Below are 14,661 nucleotides of genomic sequence, written 5' to 3'. Positions count from 1 at the left end.
TATCGCCTACTCTTTCTACTTTTCGTCAAATGAATAATTTCGGTCGTTTTTTTATACTGTGCCTTTTCCTGGCGGGAATCGTCAATAGCGCAATGGCACAGCGGACCATTACGGGTAAGGTCACATCGGTAGGCGAAGGTTCGGCGCTACCGGGAGTCAATGTGGTGGTCAAAGGCAGCACCATTGGTACCAGTACCGACGCCGAGGGGCAGTACAGTCTCGGGGTACCTTCGGGAACGGTCACACTTACTTTTTCCTTCATCGGTCTTGAACCCCAAGACATCACCGTAAGCGCCGGCCGTTCAGTCGTGAACGTGGAAATGGCTGAAAGTGCCACTGAACTGAACCAGGTGGTGGTAACCGGCTACAACCAGACCCAGCGGAAGGACGTGATTGGTTCCATTACATCCCTAAAAAGCGAAAAATTCAAGGATATTCCCGTCGTGGGAGTCGATCAGGCGCTACAGGGACAGGCCGCCGGGGTGCAGGTGTCGCAGTCGTCGGGTACCCCCGGTGGTGGTATTTCCATCCGGATCCGGGGTAATACATCCATTTCGGCTTCCAACCGGCCTCTTTTCATTGTCGACGGGGTACCCGTCTATACGGGTGCGGTTTCGGGCCGTGACTTTGGGGGCCAGTCAGACAATGCATTGGCTATTATTAACCCCAACGACATCGAGTCCATCGATGTGTTAAAAGATGCCTCGGCCAAGGCCATTTACGGTTCGCGCGGTGCCAACGGCGTAGTGATTATCACCACCAAGCGAGGGCGTAACAACAAAACCACCATTACGGCCGACGTACAGCGGGGCATCACCGAAATTATTAAGCGTCCCAGCTTGCTCAATGCCACCCAACTCCTGGAATTGCAGCGGGAGGCCGTTACCAACGCCGGGCAAGATCCCGACAAGCAGGGGCTTATTCCTGGCGTAACCGATGGTGTGAATACCAACTGGATTGATGCCATCCTGCGCCAGGGGGTTTTGCAACAGTATCAGATCTCGGCGGCGGGCGGCAACGACCGGACGCGTTTTTACATGAGCGGCAACGTACGTGACGAAGAAGGCGTGCAGCTCAACAACCGCTTCACCCGGTACAGCGGAGCCCTAAACCTGGACCATAAAGCCACCAGCAAACTCAATCTGGGAGCTAATATTAATCTCTCCCTCAGCAAGAACGACCGCGTCAAGGGTGATAACTTCCTGGATGGTGTCTACTCAGGTGCCATCAAGAGCCTACCTTTCTACGCGCCCTTTAATGAACAAGGCCAACTATATGGCCCCAATAGCGTGGGCTATGCAGGATTTCCCAACTTCAACCCCGTCGCGCAGGCCGTCTTGCCCCGATTCACGACCTACGGCCTGAAAATCCTTACGGGCGTGAACGCGGATTATGAAATCATGAAAAACCTGCGCTTTCGGACCAAGTTCAGTATGGACTACAACAACGCCGAGGAAGATCAGTATGAATCGTCGGGTACGGCCATTGGGGGCTATCTGCAAAGTGTAGGTGGCAAGGGCTATGGCGTGTACATCACCAATACGGTATTTACCCTGATCAATTCCAACGTACTGACCTACTACCTCTCGCTGAACGACAGACACCATTTCAACGCGCTGGTGGGGAACGAAATCATCCATACCCAGGCACGTTCTTCCAGTGTATCGGGCCGACTCTTTCCCAGCGACGACTTTACGTACATCAACTCGGCCGGCACGGTCGATGCAGGGGGATCATTTTATGATCAGAACGGGCTTTTGTCCTTTTTTGGCGAAATTAAGTACGACTTTGACGACAGGTTCCTGCTGGGCATTACCTCGCGTTACGACGGTTCTTCACGCTTTGGCCAGAACCGCCGTTTCGGGCTTTTCCCTTCGGTGTCGGCGGGCTGGCGGATTTCGCAGGAGAAATTCATGGAAACGGTACCCTTTATCAGTGATCTTAAATTGCGGGGTAGCTTTGGCTTTACGGGCAACGAGCGCATCGGTAACTACCAATTCCTGGGTACCTGGGCCAGCGCCACCTACAACGGAGCTACGGGCGTGGGGCCAGCCAACCTGAGCAATCCCAACCTACAGTGGGAGCGCACGCGTGAGGCCAACATCGGTATCGATGCCGCTTTCTGGGACGGACGTTTCACGGTGACGGCCGATGCCTACAGCAATTTGACGGACAACCTGCTTTTTGCCGAGCCCATCCCCCTGACGACCGGCTTTGGCAGTATCCAGGGCAACATCGGTAAAATCTCAAATAAAGGGCTGGAACTGACTCTTTCTTCGGTCAATGTGGATGGTGCCGTACGCTGGAACACGGATCTGAACCTGACCCGCAATATCAACAATGTGCAGTCCCTGGCCAACCAGGACACACTTTTCCGGGGTTATACGGGCAACGGCGTGGGCGGTACCAATGCCGTACTGCAGGGCTCCCCTCTGGGTACTTTTTGGGGTTTGAAATTCCTGGGTGTCGATCCCGCTACGGGTGATGCCATTTACGAGGACGTCAATGGCGATGGCCGCATCTCACCGGAAGACGGGCAGGTGATCGGCAATGCCCAACCCAAGCTGTTCGGCGGGTTGACCAACAAAGTCTCTTTCAAAGGTTTTGATTTGAGTGTGTTCTTCCAGTTCATGTATGGTAACAAAATCCTGAATTTTACCAATACGGCTCTGGTTAACACGGGAGCCGATCTTCAGACTAACCAAAGCACCATTGCCCTGCGGCGCTGGAAGCAGGAAGGCGATATCACCGATGTACCCCGCTACGTGTCCGGGGATACCTATAATAACTACCTCAGCAGCCGCTTCCTGGAAGACGGCTCCTACCTGCGGCTGAAAAATCTGTCGTTCGGCTACAACCTGCCCGTCCGCTGGGCAGCCAAGGCCAAACTGAGCAGCGTCCGGGTGTTCGCGTCGGGCACCAATCTCTGGACTCTTACCGCTTACTCCGGGCCAGACCCTGAAGTAAGCACGCTGGATGGCTCAACCACCGCCCAGGGTATCGACTTTTTCACCCTCCCCCAGGTAAAAACCATGATCCTGGGAGTCACCGTAAAGTTTTAACCTACTAGAAGTACCGACTGGAACGCAAATCTTATGAAACGCAAAGCCTTTATTTCTTACCACACTCCTACCCTCAGGACTTCCTTCCGCCCTTCCTATGGGTACCTGTTGGGAGGGTTCCTGGCCCTGGTGCTCTCGCTTAGTGCCTGCCGGGATATTCTGGAGCCCCCACCGGTAGACCTGCTGGTAGATGAGCTGGTGCTCAACGATGCCTCGGATGTAGAGCCGGTTCGCCTCGGCCTCTACAATGCCTTCCGGGGTATGGGATCGCCCATGATCATTGCCGGATCTTTCACCGCCGACTTCATTCAACACAATGGTACCTTTACCGTATATAATGAGTTGGGCAACAAGCAGATTACTGCTACCAACCCTGCTGCCGAAGCATTGTGGGGGGGTATCTATAACACCATCTATATCGCCAATTTTATCGAGGAACGCATCAATGATGTTCCCGGTGTGACCGAAGCCGCTCGTAAGCAAATCCTGGCCGAAGCACGTTTTTTGCGCGGTTATGCCAATTTCATCGGCACGTATACCTTTGGCGATATACCCAAGGTAACCACGACGGATATCGCTACCAACCGTAACATCCCGAAAGACAGCCGGGCCGATATCCTGCAATCGGTGCTGGCCGATTACACGGCCGCCCTGCCCGACCTCCCCATTACCAATGGCAACAAAACCATAGCCAAAACCTATGCTACCCAGAATGCCGTCAGGGCGGCCCTGGCCCGGTACTATCTCTACCAGCAAGAATGGGCGAATGCCGAAAAAACAGCCACTGAAATTATCAACACCAAGCTACAGACCCTACCCGCCAGTTACGCGGATGTCATTTTTCAAGAGTACGACGATGAGACGATTCTGGAAGTAGCCTACGCCAATAATTCCAGCGATGACCCGGGTACCTCTACGTTCGGTCTGAATAACATTCTGGTGGGACGCCGGGAAGTAATTCCCGCCAACTCCTACATCCTGACCATGCGGGAAACCAATGCGGGCGAACGTAGCCAAACCATCGCCTTCGATCCCCTGAATCAGGGAGGTAACGACAACGGCTGGTCGGTAGTGAAATACGGTACCCCCGACGAAGCCAACAACAACATTACGATTTTCCGCTTGGCCGAGCAGTACCTCATCCGGGCCGAAGCCCGCGCCCGGCAGGGACGGATCGTGGGCGTCAACGGTGCCCAAGCGGATATCAATGTGCTGCGTACCCGCGCCAAAGCGCCCGCCGCCAGCATTACCAATCAGGAAAACGCCCTGCTGACGATTGAGAAAGAGCGGGTATACGAGCTTTCCTTTGAAGGACACCGCTGGTATGACCTTAAACGCACTGGCCGTATTCAAGCGGTTATGTCAGCTTTTTCACCCAACTGGAACGCGAAGTTTGAGCTTTGGCCCATTCCGCAAAGTGAGCTTCAGCGCAATAAAGCCCTGGCCGGGGGACAAAATCCGGGCTATTGAGTAAAGGCTATTGGCTGGTGGCTGATAGTGGATGGCTTTTTAAGAAATAATTTTGCTGAAATTTGCCTCATGAAACTAATGCATAAATTTCTCTCGCTCGGCTTCGTACTGGCCCTGGTGGCGCTGGCTTCCTGCGAGGAACAGAAAATTCTGTTCGAAGGTCCTGAATTCGTCCGTTTTACCGATACTACCCTGACTTACAAGGAGAGCATCGGACAACCCATTACCGTTTCAGTTCATGTGGTGGGTAAACCCCTGAACCAGGCGCTTACCGTCAACTATACCGTAGGAGGCACGGCCCGTGAAGGCCGCGATTATTCCATCGAAGGTACCAAAGGGGTGGTAGTTATTCCGGCGGGCAAGCTGTTCGGTAACATCACGGTGAACCTGATTAACAATGCGAACAATATTCTGGAATCGCAGAGCATTGTTTTCACCCTGACCGATGTCACACCCAGTACGGATTTACAGCTGGGTTTTGGTAAAAACAACGTGATTGGCAAAACCCTGACCCTGACCATTCAGGACGACTGCCTGCTGAGTGGCTTTTATACAGGTAGCCGCCAAACCAGTAACGGGGTGGAGCAAGTGAAGGACATTGAGATCAGTAGCCTGGACCCGAACTGCAAGACCTACAATGTGGCCAACTGGAACGTGGGTGGACTCTTTAATTTCAATGCTACTAAAGCCAGGATTAGTTTTGTGGACAACGGTGATAACACGCTGACTATTCCTGCTCAGGTAAGCGATGATCTGGCGGCACCCTACGACACGCTGCGGGGCAACGGCTTGTGGAATCCACAGACGAAAGCCATCACACTCAATATTAAAGTAAAGGTACCTTACAGTGAAACGAAGGATACAGTGATTACGGTGCCACTCACCTACACACCCCGGTAATAAATCCCCTGGCATGTATAGCTCATTAACCTCTTTCCGACCCATGATACGATTTCGCTTGTACACGATAGCCGCTGGCTTATCCCTTTTCCTACTCGGCGGTTGCTCCGAAGTGACGGAACCTACCCCATTGACCTATTCCCAGTTACTTACTGGAAAAGAGAAGAAGACGTGGTCGCTGGTTTCCTTTGAAGTGATTGATGAGGGAGAAGGGTCCGGCACGATTCCGGCCAACAATCTTTTCAATGGGGCGTGCGAAGCCGACGATCAGTTTGTTTTTTATGCCAATGCCGAGCGTAAATACGAATTCATCAACGGCCCCACCAAGTGTTCATCCAGCGAACCGGACGTCTTGCTCACCGATAGCTGGAACTTTACCAATGCCAATGCTACCCTGGAATTTGCCTTTCCAGTATTGAGCACAGGTAAGCTCCCTTTTATTGTCAAGTCGCTCAGCGAAACCAGCATGACTATTGAAATTTATCTGGACGATATTCAGGGAATCGACGCCAGCTATCGGTTCACGCTGTCTTCTTCCTCCACAAAATAAAGGTTCCAAGTTTTATCCTGTTAGCCTTTACCTGAATCCTACTTTTTGCATGAAGCGTTATTACCTCTTTGTACTTCTAAGTATCTGTTGCCTGTTTGGTTTTGAGTCGATAGCGCAACCGGCGCCCTGCGCTACGATGCAGATGGATAGCCTGCTAAGAGCCAAGTACCCCGGCCTGGGTTCATTGCAACAGTTTGAGAATGTCTTGCAAAACAAGATACGCGAACGGGAAGAATTGCAGAAAAGCAGCCGCACCACGCTCGAAACCCTCACGATTCCGATCATTGTACATATTGTTCACAATGGCGAAGGCGTAGGACAGGGTACCAACATCAGTGCAGCCCAGGTACAGTCCCAAATTGAAACCCTGAATGAGGATTTCCGTCGCAAGCCCGGTACCCCAGGCTTCAATACCGACTCACGGGGAGCCGACATCGAAATTGATTTCTGCCTGGCCAGACTCAACCAACAGGGTCAAACCATGGCCGAACCGGGCATCGACCGCGTCAACGGCGCGAAGGCCAATTGGACAAAAAACGATATCGAGAACACCCTGAAGCCCGGCACCATCTGGGATCCGGACAAGTATTTTAATATATGGGTAGTCAATTTTTCCACGTCAGAAGGTGGTTTACTGGGCTATGCCCAGTTTCCGAGCCTTTCAACGCTGGCAGGTATCCCTGACAATAGCCCCCGCAATACCGACGGGGTGGTGGTTACCTACCGCGGGTTCGGCAATGCCCTGAAAGGTAATTTCTCCGTCTTACAGGCTCCTTATAACCAAGGCCGTACCCTCACCCACGAAGTGGGCCACTGGTTGGGGCTGCGGCATATATGGGGCGATGCCAACTGCGGCAACGACTTCGTGGATGATACCCCCCGCAGGCCAGCGAAAGCGGCGGCTGCCAGGTAGGCCGCACCAGTTGCGGGTCCGTGAACATGGTGGAAAACTACATGGATTATGGCAACGATGCGTGTTTCAATATTTTTACGAAGGGTCAGAAAGCCCGGATGCGCACGGTCATGGACATCAGCCCGCGGCGTAATACGCTGGCCCAGTCCAATCTCTGCGGTACTCAGATAGCCGGGCCACCCCGCGCCAATTTCCGGGCCGAAACGCAGCAGATATTATTGGGTGGACAAGTGAAATTCTTCGATCTTTCGACCAATTTCCCCAACCGGTGGTTCTGGACCTTTGAAGGCGGTAGCCCTGCCAACTCTACAGAACAGAATCCGGTAGTCACGTACAATACCCCCGGCAAGTTCCAGGTTACGCTGGTGGCGGCCAACAGTCTGGGGATATCGGACACACTCAAAAGAACTGCCTATATTGAAGTGCTAAATGTGGGCCTGTGTGCCGAAAGAACCAATTTCAACGGTACCCGCACATTAATTCGCGATACGACTAAAATTGGCTATGTATCAGGACAAAACGGGCGTAAAGTGATGGCCATTTCCGAATATTTTGATAATCCCCTGGGGTACACCAACCTGGGTGGGGCTAGCTTACGCTTTGGTAAGGCTTTTGCCAAAGGAGGAGCCACCACCGAAGCCGTTGTACTCGTCACTGTGTGGAACGCGCGTGGCTTTCAGGGCGGTCCGGGGGCCATTCTGGAAGAAAGACCCATACCGCTTCGCCGCATCCTGAGCGATATTGCCAACAACCGGGCAACCGACGTCACCTTCGAGCGGCAGATTCCACTTTCGGGTCTACCCTACCATATAGGTTTACAGTTGACCTATGACGGCGATTCGGTAGCGCTCTTCACTACTAAAAACGGCGAATCGGTGAAAGGTACCTCCTGGGAGCAGAATGAAGCCGGGGAGTGGGATTTGTTCCTGCGTCGTACGGGCCTTAACATCGCTCACGATATCACGGCCAAGCCGGGCATGAAGCCGTCGGTGCTGGTATCGGCTTCGGCGCAATTCATCAATCCCGGTGAGGCTGTCACTTTACAAGCCAAAGGGGCTAGCATCTACACCTGGTCGCCAACCACAAACCTGAACACCACGCTGGGTCCCCAGGTAATCGCCCGGCCCAGTGAGACGATCACTTACACCGTCAGGGGTACGGGGGCAGATGTGTGCGGCGACAGCACCGCTTCGGCTGCCATTTATGTCCGCGACATTCAGGTGCTGGGCAATGAGCCGACCCAGGAAGCCTTGCTGGCACGTACCGTACAGCTCTCTCCCAATCCGACTAGTGGACTAGTTGAGCTTCGCATGGACAATGCCCTTCGCGGAGCCGTGAATGTAACGGTGTACGGAAGCAATGGCGTGGCAGTACAACAGCAGCAATTCCGTAAGGATGCGGAGGAAGTGAGCTTGCCTGTAAACATCCAGCGTTTTGCCCCAGGTTTGTATGTGGTCGAGGTAGGTATCGGAGACTTTAGAGTCAGAAAGAAGGTCTTGAAATATTAAAGGTACCCTAAAATATAGGCAGCCAGAGTCCCGCAAGGACGCTGGCTGTTTTCGTGTCAGGCCTGTTTATAACTGCTCTTTCAAGGCCATACTAACCAGTTCGGCCGTATTTTTGACCCGAGCCTTACGAATGATACTCGCCCGCTGATTGGCCACCGTATGGGGACTCACATCGAACCGTTGAGCGATTTCCTTGCTGCTCATGCCTTCGGTCAGGCATTGCAAAATCTGGTGCTCACGGCTGGTAATCTTGTTCCAGATCGAAGCCGAAGAGTTGCTGGCCGCGAAGTGTTCAGAAGTACGGGGCGCGTTTTTCTGAACCACCAGATTCCGGATAATAACCGAGGAGGCATTAGGCGGATAGTACAGCTCGCCCATATGCACGGTACGAATGGCTTTGAGGATTTCTTCCTGATCGGTGTCCTTCAGCAGGTACCCTGCCGCGCCGTTTTGTACCGCATTCAGGATGTAGTCGGGATTGTTGTGCATACTGAATACCAGGATACGCACCGACGGAAAATTACGTGTCACTTCCTTGGTTACCTCGATACCCGACATGCGTGGCATCGTGATATCGAGCAGCATCACATCCGGCCGGATATCGGGTAGCATGTCCAGGGCATCGTCTCCATCCGAAGCTTCACCCACAATCTGGATATCGGGTTCGTCTTCCAGTAAATTCAACAGTCCCTTCCGAACCACCGAATGGTCGTCCACAATCAGAATACGTATCGGAGTAGTGTTTGACATAGTATTGAAATAGAATGAGTTACCCAAAAATCTTAACCTCTATTGTGCTTCCTTTGTTTTTCTTAGAATCAATTTTAAACGTCCCGTTTAATAATCGTACCCTCGTTTTCATGTTCCCTATGCCATTGTGGATGATCGAACCGCTACTTTCCGAGTACTTCTTATTTTCACAAAAACCCCGGCCATTGTCCCGTACAATTAGCCTGATTTCATGGGGGCTACGTTCGAAAATCACCTCAACTCTTTTGGCATGAGCATGCTTTACGGCATTGTTCAAAGCTTCCTGCGCCACGCGATAAAGCCCGATTTCCTGAGCGGGAGTCAGGCGTCCGGTATCTTTTTTGCCCGTATAGCGTATGTCTATGCCCGACGAACGGGCCGTTTGGTCCGACAGCAACTGCAGAGCCGCTTCCAGCCCGAAATCGCCCAGTACCGAAGGCATCAGATTGAATGCTACCTCACGGGTGTTCTGAATGGTTTCTTGTAACAGATTCCGTAGGTCCTCGACCCGCTGCTTCTGTTTGTCCTCCGCAAAGGGGATTTTCCTCAATTTCTCCACGTGCAGTTTCAAGCCGGTGAGCATCTGCCCGATGCCGTCGTGCAACTCCCGTGCAAAGCGGCGACGCTCCTCCTCCTGTCCCTCCAGCAGGGCCGCCGAACGCACGGTTTCCTCTGCCAGCTGCAACTGGTACTTTTCTTCCGTCGTGCGAACGAGTTTCTGTTGGGTTTCCAGCAACTCCGTATTCGTACGGGCCAATTTTTCATTGGTGCTTCTCAATTCCTCCTCCGACTGTGTCAAGCGGTGGATTACCCGCTTGGTATAATTTACAACGGGCCGGAATACCAGAATACCTTCCAGAAAAAGCACCGTCAGCGTGGCCAGCGTCAGCACCCACTCGATGTGTTCCAGGTATTGCACCCGTTCCAGACTTTCGGCATCGAACCGGAACACGATGGCATCCATTTGGTTGAGGAACCGGTGTTCTTTGTCAAGTACCACCAGCAAAGCCGCGGCCTTTTGGGTAGCCGTGGATTGGTTGGAATCGATGATTTTTAAGTTTTCGTGCATTGCTTCAAACACGGCCTGAACCTGGCTGAACATCATGTTCAGTTGCGGGCTTTTTCGTACGATGTATTCTTTCTCCATGCGCAGCATTCCCGTCCGAAGCTGCTCGTGGCTTTCGTGCCACAGATCCAGTAAATTCCCGAAGTCGCTCTGGTCGGCGTGAGGAATATCCTGGATGCGCAGCACGGCCAACTTGGTCAGTCGCTGACTGAGCATGCGCTGACGCCCGGCTACATTAACCACCCGCCCGTCATCGTTCAAATCACGCATCGTTCTTTTCACAAACCATAACCCGCTGACTGTCAGAATGGCCACCAAAGCAAGTGCCAATATATAGTACTGCGTAAGCCGGTGAGCTACCTGACGGTCGAGTGGGTTCATATTTGTTATAGGGCTACATAGACCAGGCCGTCTTCAACCCGTACCTCGTAAGTGGCTATTTCATACCCTTTGTCACTCAGGCATTTTCCGCTTTGCAGCGAAAAGGTTTTCTTATGAAAAGGGCAGGCTACCTTCGGCTCTCCGCCCTGGCTGCCGATCATACCCCGTGAAAGCGCCATTTGCTGACGGTGCGGGCATTGGTTGTCGGTGGCGTACCACTCGCCCCGGCGAGTGAAATTAAAGACAGCCACCTGCCGCCCTTCGATCAGGGCACAGGCTCCGCCATCTTCGGGTACATCTTCGGCCCGGCAGGCAAGGTGCCAGGTTATGGTTTCGTTCTTTTCTAATGTGAGCAGCATAAGTCTTTAAATTTTGATTGAGTGACCGGGTCGCCGGTGCGATGAGAGAACTTCTTCATCGCATCATTCTATCATTCGAAATTCACTAATGATTACGCCCATTCCTTGGCCCGTTTCTGGCCACGCATTGCTTCAAACGCAACGGTAGGATCTTTCTCGTTGGGGGCGTTGACGAAATGGGTGAACTGCCTGCGGAGTTCGGGAGTCTCCACGGCTTTTTTCCATTCGCACTCGTACACCGCGATGAGGGCTTCCATACCGCGTTCCAGTTCGTCAGCAATGCCCAGAACATCGTCCACCACCACGGCCTTGAGGTAGGTAATCCCACCTTCCATTTTATTAAGCCAGGGCGCGGTACGGGTCAGCGGATCGGCGGTCTTGATATAAAACATCAGAAAGCGGTCGATCAGCTTTATGCAGGTTTCGTCATCCACATCCGTCGCCAGGAGCTGAGCGTGCTGGGGTTTGGTACCCCCATTACCACATACATACAGGTTCCAGCCCTTTTCGGTGGCGATAATCCCGAAGTCCTTGCTTTGGGCTTCGGCGCATTCGCGGGTACAGCCCGATACCGCCGATTTGAGCTTGTGCGGAGATCTGATGCCCTTGTAGCGGTTTTCGACCCTGATGGCAAAACTCACCGCATCCTGCACACCATAGCGGCACCAGGTGGTACCTACGCAGCTTTTGACTGTTCGCAGGGCTTTACCGTACGCGTGGCCGCTTTCGAAGCCCGCTGCAATGAGTTCCTCCCAGATAGCGGGCAGATCGCCCAAGTGTGCTCCGAACATATCGATCCGCTGTCCACCCGTGATCTTGGTATACAGGCCGTATTTTTGCGCTACGGCACCAATTACAATCAATTTCTCGGGTGTAATCTCTCCCCCCGGAATCCGGGGTACGACGGAGTAGGTACCCCCTTTCTGAATATTAGCCAGGAAGCGGTCGTTAGAATCCTGCACCGGAGCACGGCCTTTCTCCAGCACGTTCTCGTTCCAGAGACTGGCCAGAATGGATGCGACCACCGGCTTGCACGCTTCGCAGCCATCACCCCTGCCAAACTGATCCAGTACGGTGTTATAGGTGCGTAAATCGTTCATTTTTACTAAATCGAGCAACTCCTGCCGGGAAAAATCGAAGTGCTCGCAGATTACGTTGCGCACATACAATCCCTGTGCCTTCATTACTTCCTGAATCAGATCCTTCACCAGGGGGTACATCCCCCACAGCCCGTGCAGGCTTTGGTGGATTTTTTCAGTCCGTCGATTGTGGTCTGGCCGTTGGCTTCCACCTGATGGCAGATCATGGCTTTGGTCACCGCTTCACAGGAGCAGATCAGCGCCTCGTCGGGTAGACTCATGATACCCATTCCGGCTTGCTCTCCTCCCCGTGACCCAAGAATCAGGTCTTCGGCATCGGGCGGTAGGATAGTTTTATTCTTGCAGGTCTGAAGCAGCATATTATATTGTTCCGCATCCCCGATCAGAATTCCCCCCAGCAGATACTTGCCGTCCTCCGAAATATTGATGCGCTTATATACGCCTTTGGCCTTGTTTTCATACCGGATCGTGCGGCAAGCGGCCTCCTCAACAAAAGGATCGCCAAAACTCGCCACGTCCACGCCGATCAGTTTGAGTTTGGTGGACATATCGTAAGGCTTGAACTCTTTCTCATTACCTACCAGCTGTGTAGCCACCACATCGGCCATTTCGTAGCCGGGTGCTACCAATCCATATATCATATGGTGCGCCAAAGCACATTCACCGATGGCAAAGATGGCCGGGTCTGAGGTCTGCAACTGATTGTTGACCATGATTCCACCACGGGGATGTGTTTCCAGATTGGCGTGTTTAGCTAGTTCGTCCCGCGGACGAATGCCTGCCGAAATCACCAGCATTTCAACATCCAGCTTCTCGCCATCCTCGAACTGTAATCCATCGATATAATCCTGGCCCGTAATCTCGCGCGTACTTTTAGACAGGTGAATGTGCAGACCCAGGCTTTCGAGCTGACTCTGCAACAGATCCGAACCGGCTTCGTCGATTTGCCGCGGCATCAGGCGGGGCGAAAACTCTACCACGTGCGCTTCGGCAATACCCAGGTCCAGCAGAGCTTTGGCCGCTTCCAGTCCCAGCAGGCCCCCACCCAATACGGCACCGCGCCTCACCCTCCTGGCGTAAGACTCCATCATCTCCAGATCCTCAATGGTCCGGTATACGAATACTCCCTCCTTCTCTACACCCATGATAGGGGGCACAAAGGCCCCCGACCCAGTTGCCAGCACCAAATAGTCATAATTAGCTACGATCCCATGATGCGAGCGAACGGTCTTGGATTCGCGATCAATGGCCACAACCGGGTCAGATAAATAGAGAGAAATAGCATTTTCTCCATACCATGACTCAGGAGCGAGTAGTAAATCGTCCGCAGTTTTTCCATCAAAAAAGGAGCTTAAATGGACGCGATCATAGGCGGCACGCGGTTCTTCTCCAAAAACAGTGATGGAAAAATCAGACGGGCTTTCCATTTTGGCTAAAAGCTTTTCACAAAACTTATAGCTAACCATACCGTTGCCCACCACAACGACATGTTTCGTTTTGTTTGTGTTCATAGTTAACATTAACTAGTTAATTTGTAAAACCCTGTATTTTTATTGTACTATTTTAATAAATCCCCATTTAATTGCTTTCATAGTACAGATCAAAATTAATAGGTGATTATTTCAAATCCTAACTTTTTATTTCATAATAGATTCTATTATCAACTTAATTTTTGGAAAAATTCTTGTTTATTGAAATAATAGCCTTAATTTTGATACCATAGTTCGATTGATTACTATTAACTATATGTAGTACAATTCCAATATTCATTCCTTATATACCAAGCAAAAGTATGACACCGAAGCTGACACTCGTGGGGGCGGGGCCGGGCGACGAAGAACTGATCACTCTGAAGGGAATCAGGGCGCTCGAGAAAGCCGATGTAGTTTTGTACGATGACTTGGCCAACGCCAAACTATTGGAATACTGCCCGTCACCTACCTTAAAAATATACGTAGGGAAGCGCGCTGGACGTACCTCTTTTCAACAGGGTGAAATCAACAGTTTGATCCTACGCCTGGCCCGTAAGCGCGGACATGTGGTTCGGCTGAAAGGGGGCGATCCCTTTGTGTTTGGCCGCGGCCACGAAGAAGCCGAGTTTGTCCGTCGGCACGGCATCCCCTGCGAAGTAGTGCCGGGTGTATCGAGTTGTGTGGCCGTACCGGCTTCGCAGGGAATTCCGGTCACGCGCCGGGGTATTAGCGAGAGCTTTTGGGTAATTACCGGAACCACCCGCGCGGGCGAACTCTCGAGCGACCTACATCTGGCGGCACAGTCCAATGCCACGGTGGTGGTACTGATGGGCCTGAAAAAAATAAGTGAAATATGCAGCTTGTATACAATCCTGGGGCGGGGGCACCTACCTATGGCAGTGATACAGAACGGAACACGCACCACCGAAGGATGCGTGGTGGGTCAAACCTGGGAAATGCCCAAGCTAATGGATGACAATCAGCGCCGAAATCTGGAGGTGGGGGCCTCCGATTCGGCAGCTGGACTGAACGGTCCGGCGGTCATCGTGATTGGCGAAGTGGTGGCTTTGCATCCGGCCTACGTGCTGGAATATTTGCAGAGCCTTCCGATGGTTGCCTAACAAAAAAGA

General features: G+C 52.4%; 10 protein-coding genes and 1 pseudogene. 7 read left to right on the top strand and 4 right to left on the bottom strand.

Translation table 11 applies throughout. The features are described from left to right. The first annotated feature begins 29 nt into the window (after positions 1–29). The 6 genes from GBK04_RS19990 (at position 30) to GBK04_RS30840 (ending at position 8,403) form a co-directional block, all read left to right on the top strand. Positions 30–3,062, top strand: coding sequence for a SusC/RagA family TonB-linked outer membrane protein (locus GBK04_RS19990; RefSeq protein ID WP_152762732.1), 3,033 nt, complete (start codon positions 30–32; stop codon positions 3,060–3,062). 33 nt (positions 3,063–3,095) lie between these two features. Next, a complete protein-coding gene (locus GBK04_RS19985; protein ID WP_152762730.1) occupies positions 3,096–4,532 on the top strand; it encodes a RagB/SusD family nutrient uptake outer membrane protein in 1,437 nt (478 codons plus the stop codon). Positions 4,533–4,601: 69 nt separating this feature from the next. After that, positions 4,602–5,432 carry a Calx-beta domain-containing protein gene (locus GBK04_RS19980; protein ID WP_373331158.1) on the top strand — a complete coding sequence of 277 codons (831 nt, stop codon included), beginning with the start codon at positions 4,602–4,604 and terminating at the stop codon, positions 5,430–5,432. 43 nt (positions 5,433–5,475) lie between these two features. Next, entirely contained in the window at positions 5,476–5,982 is a 507-nt protein-coding gene (locus tag GBK04_RS19975; protein WP_152762728.1) for a hypothetical protein, read from the top strand. A 49-nt stretch (positions 5,983–6,031) separates the two neighbouring features. Next, a complete protein-coding gene (locus tag GBK04_RS30845; RefSeq protein ID WP_373331157.1) occupies positions 6,032–6,895 on the top strand; it encodes a M43 family zinc metalloprotease in 864 nt (287 codons plus the stop codon). 26 nt (positions 6,896–6,921) lie between these two features. Further along, a complete protein-coding gene (locus GBK04_RS30840) occupies positions 6,922–8,403 on the top strand; it encodes a PKD domain-containing protein (RefSeq protein ID WP_373331156.1) in 1,482 nt (493 codons plus the stop codon). A gap of 66 nt (positions 8,404–8,469) precedes the next feature. Here GBK04_RS30840 and GBK04_RS19965 read toward each other — a convergent pair whose 3' ends face one another. The 4 genes and pseudogenes from GBK04_RS19965 to nirB all read right to left on the bottom strand — a co-directional run bounded on the left by GBK04_RS19965 (position 8,470) and on the right by nirB (position 13,570). Further along, entirely contained in the window at positions 8,470–9,153 is a 684-nt protein-coding gene (locus tag GBK04_RS19965) for a response regulator (protein WP_152762726.1), read from the bottom strand. A gap of 19 nt (positions 9,154–9,172) precedes the next feature. Further along, positions 9,173–10,600: an ATP-binding protein gene (locus GBK04_RS19960; protein WP_152762724.1), complete on the bottom strand. Its 1,428-nt coding sequence runs from the start codon at positions 10,598–10,600 to the stop codon at positions 9,173–9,175. Positions 10,601–10,605: 5 nt separating this feature from the next. Then, complete coding sequence (gene nirD, locus GBK04_RS19955) at positions 10,606–10,959, bottom strand: nitrite reductase small subunit NirD (RefSeq protein WP_152762722.1); 354 nt, start codon at positions 10,957–10,959, stop codon at positions 10,606–10,608. Between the two features lie 92 nt (positions 10,960–11,051). Continuing rightward, positions 11,052–13,570, bottom strand: a pseudogene (gene nirB / locus GBK04_RS19950) (nitrite reductase large subunit NirB). 281 nt (positions 13,571–13,851) lie between these two features. Between nirB and cobA the strand changes: the two are divergent. Beyond that, positions 13,852–14,652 (top strand): uroporphyrinogen-III C-methyltransferase, encoded by an 801-nt coding sequence (gene cobA / locus GBK04_RS19945; protein WP_152762720.1) that lies wholly within the window; start codon positions 13,852–13,854, stop codon positions 14,650–14,652. The last annotated feature ends 9 nt before the right edge of the window (positions 14,653–14,661 follow it).

This window comes from Salmonirosea aquatica (assembly GCF_009296315.1).
Lineage (GTDB): Bacteria > Bacteroidota > Bacteroidia > Cytophagales > Spirosomataceae > Salmonirosea > Salmonirosea aquatica.
Note: the sequence above shows the minus strand (reverse complement) of the source record. Positions and strands in the feature narration are given on the sequence as shown.